The sequence below is a fragment of the Novosphingobium rosa NBRC 15208 genome (assembly GCF_001598555.1).
Classification (GTDB): Bacteria; Pseudomonadota; Alphaproteobacteria; order Sphingomonadales; family Sphingomonadaceae; genus Novosphingobium; species Novosphingobium rosa.
This window is the reverse complement of record NZ_BCZE01000021.1, coordinates 118,231-136,401: the sequence shown is the minus strand read 5'-3', so window position 1 is coordinate 136,401 and position 18,171 is coordinate 118,231. Positions and strand designations below refer to the sequence as shown.

The window sequence follows — 18,171 nt, the reverse complement described above, 5'->3', positions numbered from 1 at the left end:
CTTATGCCGATATCGGCATAATGGCCATTGGACGGGGCATCCCTCCCGGCTGGATCGCGATCAGACCGGGCGTTTCGGCACTGTCTCCTACGGGCGAGAGGAGCTGGTCGCGGAGATGTGCAGCGCTTTCACCTGCGCAGCCTTGGGCATCGTGCCGACCGTTCGACACGCCGACTACATCGCGTGCTGGCTGGAGGTGCTGAAGGGCGACAATCGGGCGATCTTCCGTGCGGCCAGTCAGGCCAGCAAGGCGGCTGATTTCCTGTTGGCGTTTCGGTCCGGCACCGATGCTGCGGCTGATGCGGGAGAGGTGGCATGAGTGGCGCGGGCACGGGCGACAAACCCGATTCTGTTGGGCCCGCTGGTGGCGAGCCTTTGGATCAAAACGCTATTGTGGAGGGCAGCGGTTTTGAAGCGGCATCCAATGATGGACCACCGAGCCATGAGGAATCGGATGCGATTTTCGCGGGCATGTCAAATCTGGCCCGAGACATCTTCATTGCCTGGCGTTTTCATCGACTCTCCATGGAAGATATGTGCCGACAGACCGGCCTATCGCGAAAGCAAGTGAGGCGGCAGTTCACCAAGGCTCTTGAGCATTTGCACCACACCCGTTCGGGCCTGGAGCAATGGCGCGAGTACGTTGCGGCGCTCCCTCTCGCCGATCTGGAAACGATTAGGGCCAGTCTGCGCATGAGTGTGCGGTCAAGGAGCGCTTATGAACGGGTCAGGGCAAGCTGCGTGCCCCCGAAGCGGCCTGCCAAGGGCCCCCCGCCTGATGCTGCAACGATCGCGCGACTGGAAAACGCGTTGCTACGTATGTCGCGGCTGGAGCAGGATGTGCTTCTCTCTGTCAGGATCGACTATCTGTCTTATGCCGAGATCGGGGAGAAGATCGGCATGTCCGCCGAGAAGGTGATGAAGCTTTTCGCCAGGGCTCTCTACAATCTGGACCGCAACCTTCGCGATCCACACCGGCACTGGTGGCGGCGCTGGTTGTGGTGATCTGATGCGGCCTTGCCCGGCTCTCGTGTCGGGCAAGGTTGCGCAAAACCGTTGAATTGCTAGGATTCGATCCATGCGCACGGAACTCGACCATCTCCCGGCCAAAAAGCAGCGTGAGCTGGCCCATATCGTGCGTGTGCTCTTCGAGGAATTCGAAGCCGTCCATGCCACCGCCACCCAGACATGGAAGAAGCAAGGGCGGCTGTTCAAGATCGTGCTCTATGGCAGCTATGCGCGCGGCACTTGGGTGGATGATCCGGTCGGCGGTTACAAATCCGATTATGACATCCTGATCATAGTCAGCGACGAGCGGCTGGCAGACTTTGAGTTCTGGTCGGCGGCGGAATCGCGGCTGATGCGCGACATGACGATCTTCAACACCCTCTCGGCGCCGGTTAATTTGATCGTCCATACGCTCAAGGATGTGAACTATCAGCTGGAGCGTGGGCGGCCCTTCTTCGTCGATATCGTGCGCGATGGCATTGCCCTGTATGATGAGGAGGGCTTTTGCTTTGCCCAGCCATGCCATCTGCCGCCCGAAGAGGCCAAGGTTGAGGCGCAGAAGCACTTCGACGAGTGGTTTCCGAGTGCGGCTGGTTTTCTCGATACGGCAGTTTATGCGGCTTCTAAGGGCCGGTCAAAAGAAGCTGCCTTCCAACTCCATCAGTCTGTTGAACGCTTCTACCATTGCACCCTTCTGGTGCTGTCGCTTTACTCGCCCAAATCCCACAAGTTGAACTTCCTTCGCTCCCATGCGGAGGAGGTCGCGCCTGAGCTGATCGCTGCATGGCCGCGCGAAGAGCGCATGAGCCGCCGCTGCTATGAACTACTGCGACAAGCCTATGTGAATGCGCGCTACTCGCCCGCCTATGTCATCACCGAGGAAGAGCTGCATTACGCTGCCGAACGCGTGGCCGAGTTGCAGCGTCTGGTCGAGGAAGTGTGCCGGAAACGGCTAGCCGAATAGGCTGTCATTGTCGCGGTCAGCTTCGGCAGCATTGCTGACCGCTGATCTGTGCAATATGTCGAGGCATGATCGCCACCTATCGAACAGTCTTCGATTTGACTGCGCATCCCGAGCGCATCCAGCCCGCCTATGGGTTCTACGCCATCTTTCTGCTGGTCGGTATCGGCGTTGTGGCATTCGCGATCGCCGCGCGACGGTTTGGCTGGCAGAAGAGGAAGTCCATGGCGATTTTCGCCGGGCTGTGGATGGTTTTCGTCTGCATCATGATACCCTATGACTTCCGGGATGTTCTGGCCGTTCGAGCGTCTGTTCAGCATGCGGAAATCGGGCAGGTTGAGGGCTGCCTCGCCTATTTTCGGCCGGGCGTACCGACTGGCACGAAAACGACGCTCGGGAACGAGGCGTGTAGTGTTGCTGGCACCGCTTTTGATTACGGAGCCGGGGAGGAGAGGCCGGGCTATCACCTGGTCGAAGCCAATGGCGGTGTGGTTCATCCCGATAGCAAGGTGCGCATATTTTTCGTGACCAGTCAGGCATATGACCGAAAGGAAATTGTGCGGATTGATTCTGTCGATCATGCCTGTCCGCAAGCCAGGCACGTCGAGCCATTTGCAGAACTATAAGTGGGCGCTTTAATGGCCCGCTCGGTTCGGTGCGCAGCTTTCCAATCTGTCGCTCGTCTGCTCATTTCGATCTCTTGTCGAGATCAAGCGCGAAAGCCCGCTGTCCCCGCCGTCGCCATAACGTCAGCGCCTGCTCTCGGTCGCTACCACCCAACCGAGCGGCGGCTTCCATCATGATGCCAAGCAGGACTGCGCGATCATCCTCGGCCAGCTCAACCAGCCCGGCCTTAATGATCAGCCCGCCCAGCTCAATCAAATGGCGCGTTCTCTCGCGGCGGTTCACTTGCCATTCGCGGGTGTCATGCCGCGCCGCCTGAGCCTTGAACCGGTTGAGCGCTTGGGCCGACCGGCGCTGCGCCGCCATCACCGCGATCAGCGCCAGATGCTGCGGGTTTCGTCCCACGCTGAAAGAAGGCCGCGCCCGCCTTGCGCCAGCCCTCCCGCATCTGGCGGTCGGTGGCGTTGGGTGGGGTGCGGGTGGATGCAGCGGCGGCGAGCAGAACGCCCGCCAGCTCCTCGATTGGCAGCGCGTCAGCCCCTGTGGCAATGACCAGCTCGCCAAGCTGCTGTTGCTTGCGGGTCTTGAGCTGGTTGGCGCGGGCTTCCAGGGCCTTGAGGTCAGCATCGAAATCGCGGGGTTTACGCATCGAGTCGGTCCTTCCTTGAGGGAAACGGACAGACCAGCTATCCCTTGCCGCAAGCGATGCCAAGTTGCTGAAATCCCCTGAGACCACGTGATCCCGAAAATCCGCAAAGGGTTGGAGGGCGCGCTTATACGTCGTGCCGACGTGCGCTTCAGGGTGTAGATGGTATGCCGCTATGGCGATCTACCACTTCTCCGCAAAGGTCATCTCCCGCGCCAGCGGCTCCTCCGCCCTGGCCGCCGCCGCCTACCGCTGCGCGGGCCGCCTGCACGATGAGCGCCTGGGCCGCACCCATGACTTTTCCAACAAGCAAGGCGTGGTCCACAGCGAAGTGCTGCTGCCCGAAGGCGCCAACGAGGAATGGCAGGACAGGGAAAAGCTCTGGAATGCTGTCGAAGCCGCCGAGCTGCGCAAGGATGCCCAGCTCTCCCGCGAGGTGGAGTTCGCCATTCCGCGCGAGATGAATCAGGAGCAGGGCATCGCGCTGGCCCGTGACTTCGTGAAAGCCGAGTTCGTGAACCGGGGCATGATCGCCGATCTCAATGTCCATTGGGATATAGGGGAGGACGGCAATCCCAAACCTCATGCCCATGTGATGCTGACCATGCGGGAAGTGCGCGCCGACGAGAATGGCGAGATCACCTTCGGCGCCAAGGTGCGCGACTGGAACCGGACGGAGCTTCTGACCCATTGGCGCGAAGCATGGGCTGATCATGTGAACCAGCGTTTGGCCGAGCTGGATATCGATGCCAGCGTGGATCACCGCAGCTATGAAGCGCAGGGTATCGACCTTGAGCCCCAGCACAAGATCGGCGCCGCCGGGCAGCGCATGCAGGGGCAAGGGCTGGAGAGCGACCGGGCCGAGGATCATCTGCGCATTGCACGGGAGAATGGCGAGAAGTTGATCGCCAACCCTGAGCTGGCTTTGGAGGCGATCACCCACCAGCAGGCCACCTTCACCAACCGCGATCTCGCGCGCTTCGTCCATCGCCACAGCGAGGGGCTGGATCAGTTCAATGCGGTGATGGCATCGGTGAAAGGCTCGCCCGAGCTGGTCGAGCTGGGCCACGATGCATCGGGGCAGGAGCGCTTCACCAGCAAGGAGATGATCGAGACGGAGGAGCGCTTGCGCCGGGCGGTGGAAGCGATGGCGCAGCGCGAACACCATCGTGTAAGCGATGCGGCGAGGGACGGCGCGCTTGCCCGCGCCGCCAGCGAGCGCAATCTGGTGCTATCGGGCGAGCAGGCTGATGCACTGGCCCATGTCACCGGTGCCAAGGATCTGGGCGTGGTGATCGGCACAGCGGGCGCAGGCAAGAGTGCGATGCTGGGTGTTGCGCGCGAGGCCTGGGAGGAAGCCGGTTACACTGTGCGGGGCGCGGCGCTGTCCGGCATCGCGGCGGAAAATCTGGAAAGCGGATCGGGCATCGCCTCGCGCACGCTGGCCAGCATGGAGCACGGCTGGAAGCAGGGCTATGATCTGCTGACTTCCCGTGATGTGCTGGTGATCGATGAGGCCGGGATGGTGGGCACCCGCCAGCTTGAGCGGGTTGTCGCTCATGCCGCCGAGGCCGGGGCCAAGCTGGTGATGGTTGGCGACCCGCAACAGCTTCAAGCCATTGAGGCGGGCGCGGCCTTCCGCGCGATTCACGAGCGGCATGGCGGCGTCGAGATCACCGAGGTTCGGCGTCAGCGCGAAGACTGGCAGCGCCAGGCCACCCGCGATCTGGCGACGGGCAAGGTGGATGCCGCGATCGAGGCCTATGCGGGCAAGGATCATGTCCATGCGGCGGAAACCCGCGAAGCGGCGCGGGTCGATCTGATCGACCGTTGGGACGCCCAGCGGCAGGCCAGCCCGGAGGCGAGCCGGATCATCCTCACCCACACCAATGCCGAGGTCCACGAACTCAATGAGGCGGCGCGGGGTAGGCTGCGCAGCGCTGGCGAGCTGGGCGGCGATGTTGCCCTCAAGGTCGAGCGCGGAGAACGGTGCTTCGCCACCGGGGACCGCATCATGTTCCTCAAAAATGAGCGGAGCCTTGAGGTCAAGAACGGCACGCTGGCGACCATCGAGGCGGTCAGCCAAACGGGCATGACGGCACGGCTGGATGATGGGCGATCCGTCTCCTTCGATCTGAAGGATTATGCCCATGTCGATCATGGCTATGCCGCCACCATTCACAAGGCACAGGGCATGACGGTGGACCGTACCCATGTGCTGGCCACGCCCGGTCTGGATGCCCATGGTTCCTATGTTGCCCTGTCTCGCCATCGCGATGGGGTAGAGCTGCATTACGGGCGAGATGACTTCGCCGATCGGCGCGAACTGGCCGATCGGCTGGGTCGGGATCGGTCGAAGGATATGGCCACGGATTACGTCAGCGGAAACACGGCGGAAGCGGCGACCAATGCCACGCAGGCCTATGCCGAGCGGCGGGGGATCACGGTCAGCGAACGGATCGTCGAGATGCTGCGCAAGGCGATGCCGGAGAAGTTTCGCGAGGCCTTCGATAAGATGGCGCCGCCCAGGGAGCGGCCTGGTCCCGAGAAGGCTGGGCCAGAGCCTACCAAGCCACCCGAAGCCGAGAAGCCGCGTGGGCGTTTCGACGGGCTGCGGTTGCGCGCGCCTGCTGTCGAACCGGCAGCCCCGCCGCCACCGGCACGCGGGCGGTTTGATGGGCTGAAGCTGGGGAAGCTGGCGGCGCCCGAGCCGAAGGTTCAGGAAGACCCCTTGGGCAAGGCTGTCGAGCGGTATGCTAAGGCCGTTGGCGAGATCACCCGCATGGCGGAGCGGGGCCTTGCCCCGCTGGAAATGCAGAAGGCCGAAAGGGCGCGGGCAACCGAGGTGCTGGATGTATTGCAGCCGCAGGGCGCCCGCGATCTTGATGCGGCGTTTTCCAAAGACCCGGCCCTGGTCAGCGAAGCGGCCAATGGCCGCACCGCCAACACGATCCGCCAGCTTCAACTGGAAGCGGAACTGCGGACCAATCCGCAGCTTCGCGCCGATGCCTTTGCCAGTGAGTGGAACAGCCGTGCCCAGAAGCTTCAGGCGTTCAAGCGAGACGGGTATGAGGAGCGCGCCGAGCGCGTCCGCGCCGGTATGCGCGATATGGCCAAGCAGCTCCAGCGCGACCCGCAGATCGAGTCGCTGCTCCGCGAACAGAGGCGGCTCATAGGGCTGAGTTCTCGTGAGAACGGAAGTTTGTCTCAGGACCTCCAGGAGTGGTTGGGCCGCTCGCGGGGGATCAGCATCGGGATGTAGGCTTGCCGGCGCGCGGCGTTCGTCAGTCCAGGCGGATGCCGATCGCGCTTCTCACCTCACATCGGAGGTCTGTTTCCCATGACCGAATCCTCTTCCCCTTCGCCCGAGTCTGATCAACTGGAGCTTGCCTTCGATGCCATCGGGCAGCGGCTCGCCGGGCTGACGGCGGCTATGGATGGCTTTGCCGTCCGGCAGCAGGAGTTGCATGGGCGCGACTACGGGCCGGATCTGGAGAAAATCAATGAGAGCTTCCAAAGGGTGCGGGAGGCCGCCCACAGATTGGCGGATAAGCCAGCGATTAAACTGACGCCGGAGGAGATTGCCCGGCAGATCGAAAAAGCGGCGCGAGACGTGCGGCAGGCCGATCATGACGCATGGGGCAACGTCCAGACCAGGCTTGAGCGGGCGGCTCAGTCCATCGAGAAAATGGTTGCTTCGGCTCTGATATTCAGGGTTCAGCGCAACTGGATTGCGGGGAGTGCAGCAGCGGCGCTGTTGGTTGGCCTGATCTTTGGGGAATGCTTGCCGGGATGGATCGACAGGGCAGCGCCGGAGAGCTGGCACTGGCCCGAGGCCAGCGCAGCAAAAATGCTTGGGCTCAAGAAGTGGCAAGCTGGTGTTCGCCTGTTACAGGTCGCTGATCCAGCGGAGTGGCAGCGCATTGTGCGAGCCATCAACGTTTATCGCGACAACGCCCAGAACCTGGCCGATTGCAACGCGGAAGCGCTAAGAATCAAGGGTCTGGTGGATTGTAAAATCCAGATTGGTCCGCAAACGGTTGATCCGGTTTAGCGACCGCGTTGTTGGACGATCCGGAAGGGCAGCTTTGAGGAGCTGAGGGCGCCCCCGGGCTATGTCTGGCGATTGCCTCCTGGCATGCGCGGCGAGGCCGCGCCACAGCCGGCTTTGGCAACCAGCACGCTGATGCTGGGCGAAGAGCAACTGACCCCGGCGGCGGTGCGGTTGATCATCAAGTGCACCGCGTGGCGTGCCGCCGCCGAGCATCTGGTGATGCTGACTGGGCCTGAACTCGACACCGCGATCGCCACGCTCAGCACCCATTCGCTGCGCGTCGGGTTAACTCAGGACTTGTTCGCTAGTGGCGAAGATGCCGGGCCGATCGCTCAGGCGTTACGCTGGACCTTTACCGCGACGGCGCTGCGGTATGAGCGGAAGCTGGCGCCGGCGTCGCACGCAAACGCTCTCATGCTTCAAAGAGTTAGAGGGTAAGCAAACAGTAATGTGTGACGTGTGCTTAGAGCTTTTTAGGGCAGGCTCGAATGCAAGTGGGCAATGAACTGACCTATCTTCGCGGCCGAAGGCTTTTCCCGATGCGCCGGATTGGCACACCGTGGCTCGCAGCCGCAGGGAGGAATATTTGGCCACTTGGGCAAATACGGTTGACGGCAAGGCCCGAGCGAGCGACGAGGCTTCACGCCCACCGTTTGCATGGGAAATAAAACATCTCTGCAAACGGTGGGCCGTAGCGTTATGATTTGGGGGCAATTTTGAAGTTCCGTGGAAGTGCTGTTAGGCGTAAATTGTCTTCCTTCTTCGGATCAGCTTGGTCCCAAGGTTGGACGAATGAAAGCGAAGTTCAGGCTGAGCGCCTACTCCGTGAGGAATTAAGGCGCCTTCGTGCTAAAATTCGACGGAATGCCGGCGCTGGCGCAGATGCTAAGGCGGCCGACCGGCACGCACGGGATTTTTCTCGTCGGGTGCTCAAGCGTATCCGGAAGAAGCCGAGGCATACTCTCGGTAAAGACGTATTGCTGGCGAGATATCGGCCTTCCCCGATCCTAGATCGTCTGATTCCTGGACGCGAAGCATCTTGGACCAGTATCCTGCGCAGGCCTGTATCCAAAAAGTCGTCTGCCCTTGATTTGAAGGATTTCTCCTTTCTGACGCATGCTGAGCAGACTTTGCGCAGCCTGAAGACAATCGGTCAGCTTGAGGGGCGAGCGCTTGAGGCCTATTTGAATTTTGATGATCCTTACTGCCTCGATTCGGGCGCATATCTGGTTCTTGCGGAAATCTGGCCCACGATAGCGCCCATTTTTATGGGTGGCCGCATGCATAAACCAATCCAGAAGGTGCTGGATGCTACTGGGGTCGGACGACATAACAAGATGTCGCTGAAGGCGGTAGACAGAAAGTCGATCGATCAAGGCGCGATTACCCATAGCGACGTATGGGCCTTCCCGCTTCAGCGCAGAAGGCCTTCGGGAAGCTCGCAGTCTGCGAGCGTTCATCTCGACCCACAAGCTCGAGAAAAGGCCGCTGATCGTTTTTGCGTTGCCGTGAATGAATGGATCGGTATCCCCGAAATCGATCGGGAACTGACCCAAGAAGGGAAGGGTTGGATCGCTGGCATTATCGGTGAGTTGCTGTGCAATGCGGAGCGCCATAGTCAGGCTGGCTCCGAAGATGGTGACTGGGCGACGACAGGCTTTATGGTCAAACGCGAGGAGGCTGGAGAACCCGTCCTTCGGTGCTATCTTTCCTTTTTGAGCGTCGGACGATCTTTCGCAGAGAGCATGGCCGGCGCTGCTTCCGAGATCCGGGAAGCGATGGACAATTATATTTCGACGCATGCAGGCTGCGGTCTCTCTAGAGAGACGCTCGCAACGGTGTATGCACTTCAGGATACCATCACGTGTGATCCGAATGCGCGGGCCGCCAGATCTGGAGGTACCGGCTTGCAGGACGTTTTCGATTTTGTTCACACACTTGGCGGGATTGGAATAGAGGGCAGAGAGCCCGTGATTGCGGTAATTTCAGGCCGGGCGTGCATTTCTCTTCGGCCGCCCTATATTCCAGGTAAGAGAAAGGAGGGTGCGACCTCGCCTCGCCTGCTATGGTGCAATGCGTCGAACAGTGCTTTGGATCCGCCAGATCCGTTGATGGTGTCAGACCTTACGGAGCATTTCGCCGGGACCCTTGTTAGTGTAGCATTCACTCTCGATCCCCACTATCTGGCCGCAAATGCGGAGTCGGAAAATGACCATGAACACAATTGACCTCACGGAGCTCACCGGCGGTGGCAAGGTGCAAAACCTGAGCGGACGCCTTCGCGGCCTTGCCGCTCGGAAAATGTATCACCTAGACGCGTTTGATCTCGCCGAGGCGCCGGTGCGCGTCATTGTGCCAGACTACGTATATTCGCTTACACCATCGTTTTTCCAAGGGCTTTTTGGCCAGAGCGTTCAGGCAAGCGGCAATGATTCGGAAAAATTTTTCCAGCATTTCGAGTTCATCGCTCCGCCAAGCGTTCTTCAGCAAATCGAGCGAGGGCTTTCGGCCGTCCTGACTTCTCGTGACCTTGGGGCCATTCATTAACGATGGCCGATGGAGGGGTAACGGCTAAGGATATCGGGACATGGGTGCTGAGCGTAACAAGCATCCTGATCACCATTTTTTGGAATTTGCATAATAGGGGTTATACCAACCGTGTCGCGCGGGAAATCAGGCGCGATAGCGTTGCCTTTGACGAGTGGAAGACCCAACGAACTGAATTGCTGCGTTGTGTACGTCTGCTCGAGGCCTGCAGCGGTCGTTTAACGGTACTCACTATTGGTGCCCATGAGACAGACCCGCTAATCGAAGGAATCAACAACGAGGGGCGGGCGTTGGTGGAAGCGCATAGCTCTCTCCTGGCTGAGCTCGACAGAACGGACTGGCAGAACCCTTCCAATTTTGCTTATGGGCCGTCAGTTTTAGGTGAGACTACATGGGATCGCCTGATTACGTTGTTGGCTGAGGCAACAGGGGACTTTGCGCAAGCGCCCGATATACGAAACCATCTGAAGGGCATCCCCCCGTTGATTTCGCAGATAAGCCAAGGGCTTAATGAGAAAATTAAGCAGGTCACTGAATGGCATAAGTCATTTTCTCAATGAAATGGTGTTTTGCCTTTTTGACCCATACCTCGAATGCTATCTGACCTGACACCAGCCCTAGCTCGGCGATCAGCACCCGCAGATACGGGAAACCTCCAGCACCGTGCAGTGATCGGGGTAACCATCCGGCGAAGGCCGCTATCTGGTTGAAGCATCCCGGCGTTTTACGCGTTGCTCGATCCACCAGTCATTTTGCCAATCCTCGTAGCCAAGCAATGAGCCTTGGAGACGCTCCAGCTCATCTCCCAATCGCGTGTCCGATTTCTGATTTTGTCGATATACGCATCGATGCGCCACTCCTCACCGGGAAGTGCGAAGTAGACATCTCTTATTCCTTCAAGGTCAGGGCGACGTTCCTTGAGATGGGCCATGGGGGTGTCGATGATCCGGCGGATGATCTGTCTAGAAGTCACAAAAGGCTCGAATGGCGCGAGAAATTCGTCGAACCAGTCTGAAGGATAGCCACCTCCAAACACAGCCAGAGGCTTGCGGCCTTCCAGCATCAGCGGAAGCTCAAAGATCGTGTGGACCAGATATGGCGTACCATCGAAGCCAACAAATGATCGGCCAATCGCGGTGAAAACCGAGTTTGGTAGAATGGGGGCAGGCAGAGCTTACCGATGCGGCGCATGTCCCGCTTTGACAGCCCATGATATGAATATTTCAAATCATTTGAATCTATTCGAACTCATAAGTCCATAACAGCCTCTAGTTTCGGCAGCATTCCTTCTTTAAAGTACCCGTTTTCTACTCGCGCTGAAAGTCTTTCTCTCTTAACGTCCGCGGTCCCGCCAGAAGGCTGGCAAGCGTTATCAAGGTTGGTGCCGCCGAGTTGGGAGCGGTTGCGCGGATTCCGACCAGTTTGATCTTTTCCAGAACACTACGGTATGGTAATGTTGGGGGAATTAACGGGGACCATGCTTGATCGCTCCACTTCGGAAAAAAAACAAGGGCGGCGAGCTCTACCACCGTCGCGACACGCACGAGGTGATCCTTGCCGAGTTGCTCTCGCTCGATCGGGAGGAGCAGCTGCGCCGGTGTGCCATCAGGTCGATGCGCGATCCCAAGCGCGTTCCCAGCGAATGTCTCGTGTATCTCGTCCGGGCCTGCAAGTTCGACAACTCTGACGTCTGGTTCAACCGGCTCTGGCCGCTGCTTCTCCAACGGGTTCGCGACCGCATCCCGAAGACCGTCGACATCGCCGGCAACCAGTCCGAGGTGAAGATGGCGGTACGTGACGAGGTCGAGGGCGGCTTCATGGAGCTTATCTCGGAGGATCGGGAGGATTACTCCGAGGCTCTCGACTATTTCGAAGTGAGCTTTGACGGTGCAATGGCGTCCCGCCGCCTTGATGCCTCTAAGCCCGCCTGGCGGAACGAGCGTCGTAGCATGCCGCTCGAGAATCCTGAGCGGCCCGGCGAGATCTCGGCCGAGGTTGAGGAGGCAGTGGGGGAATTCGACCCGTTCGAGAAAATTCACGAGGAAAATTACCGGTTGAGCCTCGATGCGGCGATTGAGGCACTACCAGAGGAACAAATCAGGATCATCGAAATGCTCCGGCAGGACATACCCATCGATTCCAAGAATCCGGACGCAATCACGATCGCGAAGACGCTCGGGAGATCGGAGAAGACTATCCGCCTGCATCGCGACAAGGCGTTCGCCGCGTTGAGGCGCGCGCTCGAGGGGGCCGGCCGATGACTGAGCGGGACGAGATCCTCATGGAGTACGCGGTCGAACCGGTGCACGATCGGGAGACGCTGGAGCGCTATCTGCGTCGCTGGCCTGAGCACGCGAACGCGCTCATCGACCTGTCGCGCGAGATATCGCGTCCGATCGACGCCGCCGAGGAGGCGATGCCGGCGGAGGACATCGAACGCCTTGGCCGCCTCCTCGCGGGCGCTCCGGCCACGGCGTCGCGCGCCGTCGCCAACCCGCTCGCCCGTCTGTCAAGGGAGAAGCGAGCCGCCCTCCCAGGGCTGCTCCGGGTGCCGTCGACGGTCGTGCTGGCCTTCCGCGAGTGCAGGATCATCCTGACCACGGTGCCGGACCGGTTCATGCGGCGGTTCGCCGCGGCGCTCGAGACGACGGTCGACGAGCTGCGTGCCGGTCTCGCCGTGCCGGCGCCCAAGGTGGCGCGCGCATTCAAGGCGGACGCGAAGCCCGTCGCGGGCGGGCAGGTGAGCTTCGAGCAGATCCTGATCGACGCGCTCGTGTCGGAGGCAGACCGGGCTGAGCTGCTCGGTTCGGACGAATGACATGGACGCGGGCGAGCTCGGGCGGCAGACCGCCGCGAACCTCCACGCCGCCGCAGTGGCACTCGGCGATGATCCGTGGGATCCCTACGCCTTCGTCTTGGCGGAGGCCGCGCGGCAGGGTCTGACAGTCGAGCGGGTCGCTCCGGGCTTCGACATGCTCGACGGCGGCCGGGCGAGCTTCGATCCCGAGGGGCGGCTCATCTTCCACGAGAGCTGCGGCACGCCGTTCGAGGAGGCGTTCCTCGTGGCGCACGAGATAGGCCATGTCGTTCTCGGAGACGATCCCGACGAGCTCGTGGTCAACACGGTTGATCTCGCCCGCCCGGCCGAGGCCGCCGCCGACGGCATCGATCAGAGCCTAGCGGACTACGGCAGGCGGCAGCGCCGCGAGGTCCAGATGGACCTGTTCGCGCGCGAGCTGCTCCTGCCGAGATCGGTGGCGCGGAAGCTGTTCGTCGAGGATGGCATGACGGCGAGCGACATCATGACGCGGCTCGTCGCGCCCTTCGATCTCGTGGCCCAGCAGCTGTTCGACGCGCTGCTGCTGCCAAGGGTGGAGCCAGTGGCGCGGGGTGAGGTGGTGAAGCGCCCACTCAACGTCGACCAAGCGGCCGCCGCATCCCATCGCGGGCCACCCTTCCTGCTGGAGGCGGGGCCGGGGACCGGCAAGACGCAGACGCTGGTGGGCCGGGTCGAGGGTCTGCTCGCGGACGGCGTCGATCCGCGCCGCATCCTGCTACTGACCTTCTCGAACAAGGCGGCGGGCGAGATGGCCGAGCGCATCGCGCTGGTGAATCCCGAGGCGGCGGCCGCGATGTGGATAGGGACGTTCCACGCCTTCGGGCTCGACCTCATCCGTCGTTTTCATGATCGGCTCGAGCTGCCCGACGATCCGCGGATGCTGGACAGGACCGAGGCGGTCGAACTCCTTGAGCACGAGTTTCCCCGTCTCAAGCTCGTCCACTATCGGGACCATCTGGATCCCACCCGGATCATCAGCGACCTGATCTCGGCCATCTCGCGGGCGAAGGACGAGGTTGTCGATTACAAGGAGTACGCCCGGCTCGCGGAAGCGATGAACAAGGAGGCATCGAGCGATGAGGCCCGGATTCTCGCCGACAAGGCGGCCGAGGTCGCCTTGGTCTACGAGGCGTACGAACATCTGAAGCAATCGAGGCAGGCGATCGATTTCGGCGATCTCGTCTCGATCCCCGTCCGCTTGCTCGAAGGCGACGAGAAGGCGCGCGGCGACCTTCAACAGACCTACGATCACATCCTCGTCGACGAGTATCAGGATGTGAACCGGAGCAGCATCAGGCTGCTCACCGCGCTCAAGCCCGCCGGCCGCGGCCTCTGGGCGGTGGGTGACGCCAAGCAGTCGATCTACCGCTTCCGGGGCGCTTCCTCGTTCAACATGAGCCGGTTTGGCTCGGAGGATTTCGCCGAGGGCGTCCGCGGGCGTCTCACCGAGAACTATCGCTCTTCAAGGGAGATCGTGGACGCGTTCTCTACCTTCGCGGCGAAGATGAAGGTGGTGGACGGCGACGCGTCGCTCGCTGCCGCGCGCGGATCTCTCGGTCACGCTCCGCAGCTCGTCCGCTTCGGCATGACGGCGGACCAGCCGGCCGCTGTCGCCGAGGCGGTCGAGCGGATGCGGAGCGAGGGCTTCAGCTACGGCGAACAGGTCATCCTCTGTTCGGGCAACGAGCGGCTGGCCGAGGTCGCGGCCGAGCTGGAGGCGATGGACGTGCCCGTCCTCTTCCTCGGCAGCTTGTTCGAGCGGCCGGAGGTCAAGGACCTGCTCTCGCTGCTGTCCCTCCTGGTCGACGACAGGGCGATGGGCCTCATAAGGCTGGCGGCGTCGGCGGACTTCGTCATGCCGCTCGCCGACGTGGCGGCGGTCCTCCAGCGGCTTGGCGAGGAGAAGGGCGAAGCGGAGCCTGACCGCTGGCGCGTCCACCTTGCCACCCTCGAGACGCTTGTCTCCGCGGAGGGGGGCGCATCGCTCCGCGCGCTGGCCGAGGTGCTCGACGGCTTCGACGAGGGTTCGCCCCCGTGGCGGGTGTTGGCGGCCTTCATCCTCGACCGATCCCAGGTAGGCCGCAGGTTCGCCTCCGGCACCGACGTCAGTGCCCGCACCGGCGCGATGGCGGTGTGGCAGTTCATGAACTTCCTGCGTGTGCAGCCGGCAGGCCAGGGTCTCCCGATTCAGCGCCTCCTCGACCGGATTCGTCGCCTCGTGCGGCTCGGTGACGACCGGGAGCTGCGGCAGCTACCGGCTGCGGCACAGGAGCTCGACGGCGTGCGGCTGATGACGATCCACGGGTCGAAGGGGCTCGAATTTCCGGTCGTCCACCTCATCGGTATGAACAAAAATTCTTTGCCGCGTACGCCCCAGCTCCCTGCCTGCCTGCCGCCTGAAGGTCTCGTGAAGGAGGGCGAGGGTGATGCGGCGGCGCTGTTCCGCTCCGGGCAAGTGCAGGAGCAGGAGTGCCTGTTCTACGTCGCCCTTTCGCGAGCGCGCGACCGGCTGCTGATCTATGCGGCGAAGGAAACGAGCGACGGCAAGCGGCGCGATGTCTCGCCCTTCGTTGACGATCTAAAGGGTACGATCGGACGGATCGAGACCAGCGCCACCGCTGTGGTGGGCGTCGCGGAGCCGCCGATCATCGTCACGAATGGCGGGCGGCTGAGCTACGAGGCCACCGAGATCTCGCTCTACGCCAAGTGTCCGCGCCGCTTCCTCTACACCCGTGTTCTCCGCTCGGGCGGCCGGCGGACGATGACCCCTTTCATGCTCATGCATGAAGCAGTTCGGTCGATTGTTGCTTCGGTGGGAAGGGGCGAGATGGCGCTTGACGCTGGCACTCCCGCTGCCATCCTCTCCGCATGCGATGTTGCCTGCGTCGAGCAGGGGCTCGGAGAGCACGGCTACCGCGCCGATTTCGCCCGCATCGCCGCGTCGATGGTGACGCGCTTCCTCGTCGCCCGTGATGGATGGACCGTCAAGCGCCCGGCGCGCATATCGATCGACATGGGCGGCGACGAGCTCGTCGTGCGGGCGGACGAGCTTCGCACGAGGCACGGCGAGGTCCCGGTGCTGGCGCGGATCCAGACTGGCAAGAAGCGCACCAAGGACGACGACGACCTGGTGGCGGCCGCGCATCTCCTCGCTGCCGAGGCGCAGGGACCTGGCACGATTGCCCGGCTCCATCATCTAACCGACGGCGCCGAGACCGATCTCGCGCTAAAGCCGGTGATGATGGGAAATCGCTGCCGGTCTCTGCAGGACGCCTTCGGCGAGATCCGCACCGGCCTCTTCCCAGCGAAGCCGGTGGCCCGGACATGCCCCGGATGTCCGGCCTTCTTCGTGTGCGGTCCGGTGCCGGTCGGCGGCCTCGAAATTTTTTCCTGAGCGGCATTACCGGCGACGTTCCGCAGCATCGATTGTCCTTATGGGAGCCCGAGAGGCTCGCCGATCATGAAGGACGAATACGATGCACGACAACGAACTGCCTCCCGACCTGCCGGCTTGCGATCCGGTCGGCCGCGCCATCGCGGACATGCACAAGGCGGAGCACGATCTCGAGGCCGCCCGCACCGCCGAGCACCGTGCCGAGCATGAACTGGAGGAGGCGATCCAAGAGCTCGAGGAGGCCCGCCACTGCGAGACCGACATCATCGTCAACTCGCGCGAGCGCAAGGTGCCCGGCGATAAGGTGATCTTCGAGCAGATCGTGGAGCTGGCCTTCGCCGGCACCACCCCGCCGCCGCCTGGCCAAGTCTACGTCTACTCGATGACCTACCGCCACGCCGCCTCCGTTCCTCACTCCGGCGAGCTCGGCCCGCGCGGTGAGGTCCACGTCAAGGAAGGAACCATCTTCAATGTCACCCGGACCGTTCAGTCTTAGTGCTGACCTGAAGCGGCTCCGCGACGAGGGCTACTCCGTGCGGATCAAGGGGAATCTCCTGATCCTGCGCGGGGTGCCCTATGTCGACGGCAACCGCCAGGTCCAGTTCGGCACCCTGATCTCCACGCTCGTGATGGCTGGCGACGTGACCTGTCGCCCGGACGTCCACACGATCTGGTGGGACGGGAGCTATCCCTGCAACCCCGACGGCACGCCGATCGCTGCCCTGCGCCATCAGGACCGGACGGTCGATCTCGGCCACGGCCTATCCGCCCGCCACGGCTTCTCGAACAAGCCGCTCGAGGGCTATGCTGACTACCACCACAAGATGACGACCTACGTTGCGGTCATCTCGGGGCCGGCGACGACGATCCAGCCGGGCGTCAACGCGCGGCCGTACGCGGAGCCCGAGCCCGAGGAGGAGAGTGTGTTTAACTTCATGGATACCGCCTCGGCCCGCGCGGGCATCGGCGCGCTCGCCGATCGCCTCGCCGGGGATGTGATCGCGATCATCGGGCTGGGCGGCTCGGGGAGCTACGTGCTCGACCAGGTGGCCAAGACGCCGGTGCGCGAGATCCGGCTCTTCGACGCGGACGAGCTTCTCCAGCACAACGCGTTCCGGGCTCCCGGCTCGCCGTCGCTCGACGAGCTCCGCGAGGTGCCGCTGAAGGTCGATCACTTTGCGGCGATCTACTCGCGCATGCACCGGGGCATCCGGCCCAACGCGGTAGCGATTTCGGCCGCCAACGCCAGCCTCCTCGACGGCGTCACGTTCGCGTTCGTCTGCATCGACGACGGCCCGTCCCGGCGCGCCGTCATCGAGAAGCTGGAGGCGATCGGCGCGTCCTTCGTCGACGTCGGCATGGGCCTCGAGCTGGACGATGGTTCTTTGGGCGGGATCCTCCGGGTCACGGCCAGTACGCCGGGCCAGCGCGAGCACGTCCATTCCGGCCGCATCGACTTCGCCGACGCGGGTGGCGACGTGTACGCCTCGAACATTCAGGTGGCCGACCTGAACGCGCTCAACGCTATCATGGCGGTGATCAAGTGGAAGAAGCTGAAGGGCTTCTACCGCGATCTGGAGCGCGAGCATCACAGCACGTACACCACCGACGGCAACATGCTGATCAATGGGGATTGCTCATGATCATCCACAACGAACTCGAGCACCGCTTCATGCGGAACATCCCCGAGAAGCTCGAGCCGGGGGTGCTGTACATCTCGATGGAGTACGGCATGGTCTCGCACAGCTGCGCCTGCGGCTGCGGCGAGGAGGTGACGACGCCTCTCACCCCGACCGACTGGCACCTGGTGTACGACGGCGAGGCGGTGACCCTGAACCCCTCCGTGGGGAACTGGAACCTTGCCTGCCGCTCGCACTACGTTATCCGGCGGGGCCGGGTGATCGAGGCGGGGCCGTGGTCGGAAGAGGAGGTGGCGGCCGAGCGTGCCCGGGATCGCGCCACGAAGGCACGTTACTACGGCGGCGCCGACATGTCGGCCGAGGTGGTGGAGGCGCCCACTTCCGCCCCCGTTCCGGCGATGCCGGCTCAGGGGTGGCTCGGGCGTCTAAAGCGCTGGCTGTTCGGCTGATCGGATAGA

Annotated in this window: 19 protein-coding genes; 16 read left to right on the top strand and 3 right to left on the bottom strand. The window is 62.4% G+C overall.

The genetic code is table 11. The features are described 5' to 3' along the window. The 4 genes from SR3_RS31810 to SR3_RS08610 all read left to right on the top strand — a co-directional run. The coding region (locus SR3_RS31810) for a zincin-like metallopeptidase domain-containing protein (RefSeq protein ID WP_068083836.1) at positions 1-319 on the top strand (319 nt) is incomplete at its 5' end. Further along, the gene (locus SR3_RS32410; protein ID WP_245653829.1) at positions 316-1,005 is read left to right on the top strand and encodes a sigma factor-like helix-turn-helix DNA-binding protein; all 690 of its coding nucleotides are present in this window, start codon (positions 316-318) and stop codon (positions 1,003-1,005) included. The genes SR3_RS31810 and SR3_RS32410, both read left to right, overlap by 4 nt. Before the next feature lie 73 nt (positions 1,006-1,078). Next, complete coding sequence (locus tag SR3_RS08615) at positions 1,079-1,972, top strand: HEPN domain-containing protein (protein ID WP_068083792.1); 894 nt, start codon at positions 1,079-1,081, stop codon at positions 1,970-1,972. Positions 1,973-2,037: 65 nt separating this feature from the next. Next, complete coding sequence (locus SR3_RS08610) at positions 2,038-2,595, top strand: hypothetical protein (protein ID WP_068083789.1); 558 nt, start codon at positions 2,038-2,040, stop codon at positions 2,593-2,595. A gap of 61 nt (positions 2,596-2,656) precedes the next feature. Here SR3_RS08610 and SR3_RS08605 read toward each other — a convergent pair whose 3' ends face one another. Then, the gene (locus tag SR3_RS08605; protein WP_068083786.1) at positions 2,657-2,878 is read right to left on the bottom strand and encodes a conjugal transfer protein TraD; all 222 of its coding nucleotides are present in this window, start codon (positions 2,876-2,878) and stop codon (positions 2,657-2,659) included. 16 nt (positions 2,879-2,894) lie between these two features. Beyond that, on the bottom strand, positions 2,895-3,242 hold the full coding sequence (locus tag SR3_RS08600) for a conjugal transfer protein TraD (protein ID WP_068083782.1): 348 nt from the start codon (positions 3,240-3,242) through the stop codon (positions 2,895-2,897). Between the two features lie 172 nt (positions 3,243-3,414). On the opposite strand from SR3_RS08600, the gene traA reads away from it, so the two are divergent. From traA to SR3_RS08570, 6 genes are all read left to right on the top strand, one after another. After that, positions 3,415-6,501, top strand: coding sequence for a Ti-type conjugative transfer relaxase TraA (gene traA, locus SR3_RS08595; RefSeq protein WP_068083780.1), 3,087 nt, complete (start codon positions 3,415-3,417; stop codon positions 6,499-6,501). 78 nt (positions 6,502-6,579) lie between these two features. Beyond that, a complete protein-coding gene (locus SR3_RS08590) occupies positions 6,580-7,293 on the top strand; it encodes a DUF6118 family protein (protein WP_068083777.1) in 714 nt (237 codons plus the stop codon). 84 nt (positions 7,294-7,377) lie between these two features. Continuing rightward, a complete protein-coding gene (locus tag SR3_RS08585) occupies positions 7,378-7,731 on the top strand; it encodes a site-specific integrase (RefSeq protein WP_068083774.1) in 354 nt (117 codons plus the stop codon). A gap of 653 nt (positions 7,732-8,384) precedes the next feature. Continuing rightward, positions 8,385-9,521 (top strand): hypothetical protein, encoded by a 1,137-nt coding sequence (locus tag SR3_RS08580; protein ID WP_068083771.1) that lies wholly within the window; start codon positions 8,385-8,387, stop codon positions 9,519-9,521. Then, complete coding sequence (locus SR3_RS08575) at positions 9,508-9,840, top strand: hypothetical protein (protein WP_068083767.1); 333 nt, start codon at positions 9,508-9,510, stop codon at positions 9,838-9,840. The genes SR3_RS08580 and SR3_RS08575 overlap by 14 nt, the downstream gene beginning before the upstream one ends. Before the next feature lie 44 nt (positions 9,841-9,884). Further along, positions 9,885-10,400 (top strand): hypothetical protein, encoded by a 516-nt coding sequence (locus SR3_RS08570; RefSeq protein WP_157098719.1) that lies wholly within the window; start codon positions 9,885-9,887, stop codon positions 10,398-10,400. A 164-nt stretch (positions 10,401-10,564) separates the two neighbouring features. Here SR3_RS08570 and SR3_RS08565 read toward each other — a convergent pair whose 3' ends face one another. Next, positions 10,565-10,903: a hypothetical protein gene (locus SR3_RS08565; RefSeq protein WP_157098718.1), complete on the bottom strand. Its 339-nt coding sequence runs from the start codon at positions 10,901-10,903 to the stop codon at positions 10,565-10,567. A 418-nt stretch (positions 10,904-11,321) separates the two neighbouring features. Here SR3_RS08565 and SR3_RS08560 point away from each other — a divergent pair, with 418 nt between their 5' ends. From SR3_RS08560 to SR3_RS08535, 6 genes are all read left to right on the top strand, one after another. Next, positions 11,322-12,101: an RNA polymerase sigma factor gene (locus tag SR3_RS08560; protein ID WP_068083759.1), complete on the top strand. Its 780-nt coding sequence runs from the start codon at positions 11,322-11,324 to the stop codon at positions 12,099-12,101. Further along, positions 12,098-12,658, top strand: coding sequence for a hypothetical protein (locus SR3_RS08555; RefSeq protein ID WP_068083756.1), 561 nt, complete (start codon positions 12,098-12,100; stop codon positions 12,656-12,658). The genes SR3_RS08560 and SR3_RS08555 overlap by 4 nt, the downstream gene beginning before the upstream one ends. 1 nt (position 12,659) lies before the next feature. Continuing rightward, a complete protein-coding gene (locus tag SR3_RS08550; protein ID WP_068083754.1) occupies positions 12,660-16,073 on the top strand; it encodes a UvrD-helicase domain-containing protein in 3,414 nt (1,137 codons plus the stop codon). A gap of 82 nt (positions 16,074-16,155) precedes the next feature. After that, complete coding sequence (locus SR3_RS08545) at positions 16,156-16,569, top strand: multiubiquitin domain-containing protein (protein WP_068083752.1); 414 nt, start codon at positions 16,156-16,158, stop codon at positions 16,567-16,569. Further along, positions 16,544-17,716 (top strand): ThiF family adenylyltransferase, encoded by a 1,173-nt coding sequence (locus tag SR3_RS08540; protein ID WP_068083746.1) that lies wholly within the window; start codon positions 16,544-16,546, stop codon positions 17,714-17,716. Before SR3_RS08545 ends, SR3_RS08540 begins: the two co-directional genes overlap by 26 nt. Then, positions 17,713-18,162 (top strand): DUF6527 family protein, encoded by a 450-nt coding sequence (locus tag SR3_RS08535; protein WP_068083729.1) that lies wholly within the window; start codon positions 17,713-17,715, stop codon positions 18,160-18,162. Before SR3_RS08540 ends, SR3_RS08535 begins: the two co-directional genes overlap by 4 nt. Positions 18,163-18,171 lie beyond the last annotated feature (9 nt).

Coding starts and splice junctions, on each gene's coding strand:
- SR3_RS08555 (WP_068083756.1), top strand. CDS start 12,098: ATGACTGAGCGGGACGAGATCCTCATGGAGTACGCGGTCGAACCGGTG.
- SR3_RS08540 (WP_068083746.1), top strand. CDS start 16,544: ATGTCACCCGGACCGTTCAGTCTTAGTGCTGACCTGAAGCGGCTCCGC.
- SR3_RS08535 (WP_068083729.1), top strand. CDS start 17,713: ATGATCATCCACAACGAACTCGAGCACCGCTTCATGCGGAACATCCCC.
- SR3_RS08575 (WP_068083767.1), top strand. CDS start 9,508: ATGAACACAATTGACCTCACGGAGCTCACCGGCGGTGGCAAGGTGCAA.
- SR3_RS08610 (WP_068083789.1), top strand. CDS start 2,038: ATGATCGCCACCTATCGAACAGTCTTCGATTTGACTGCGCATCCCGAG.
- SR3_RS08585 (WP_068083774.1), top strand. CDS start 7,378: ATGCGCGGCGAGGCCGCGCCACAGCCGGCTTTGGCAACCAGCACGCTG.
- SR3_RS08550 (WP_068083754.1), top strand. CDS start 12,660: ATGGACGCGGGCGAGCTCGGGCGGCAGACCGCCGCGAACCTCCACGCC.
- SR3_RS08590 (WP_068083777.1), top strand. CDS start 6,580: ATGACCGAATCCTCTTCCCCTTCGCCCGAGTCTGATCAACTGGAGCTT.
- SR3_RS08615 (WP_068083792.1), top strand. CDS start 1,079: ATGCGCACGGAACTCGACCATCTCCCGGCCAAAAAGCAGCGTGAGCTG.
- SR3_RS08565 (WP_157098718.1), bottom strand. CDS start 10,903: ATGCTGGAAGGCCGCAAGCCTCTGGCTGTGTTTGGAGGTGGCTATCCT.
- SR3_RS08600 (WP_068083782.1), bottom strand. CDS start 3,242: ATGCGTAAACCCCGCGATTTCGATGCTGACCTCAAGGCCCTGGAAGCC.
- SR3_RS32410 (WP_245653829.1), top strand. CDS start 316: ATGAGTGGCGCGGGCACGGGCGACAAACCCGATTCTGTTGGGCCCGCT.
- traA (WP_068083780.1), top strand. CDS start 3,415: ATGGCGATCTACCACTTCTCCGCAAAGGTCATCTCCCGCGCCAGCGGC.
- SR3_RS08545 (WP_068083752.1), top strand. CDS start 16,156: ATGCACGACAACGAACTGCCTCCCGACCTGCCGGCTTGCGATCCGGTC.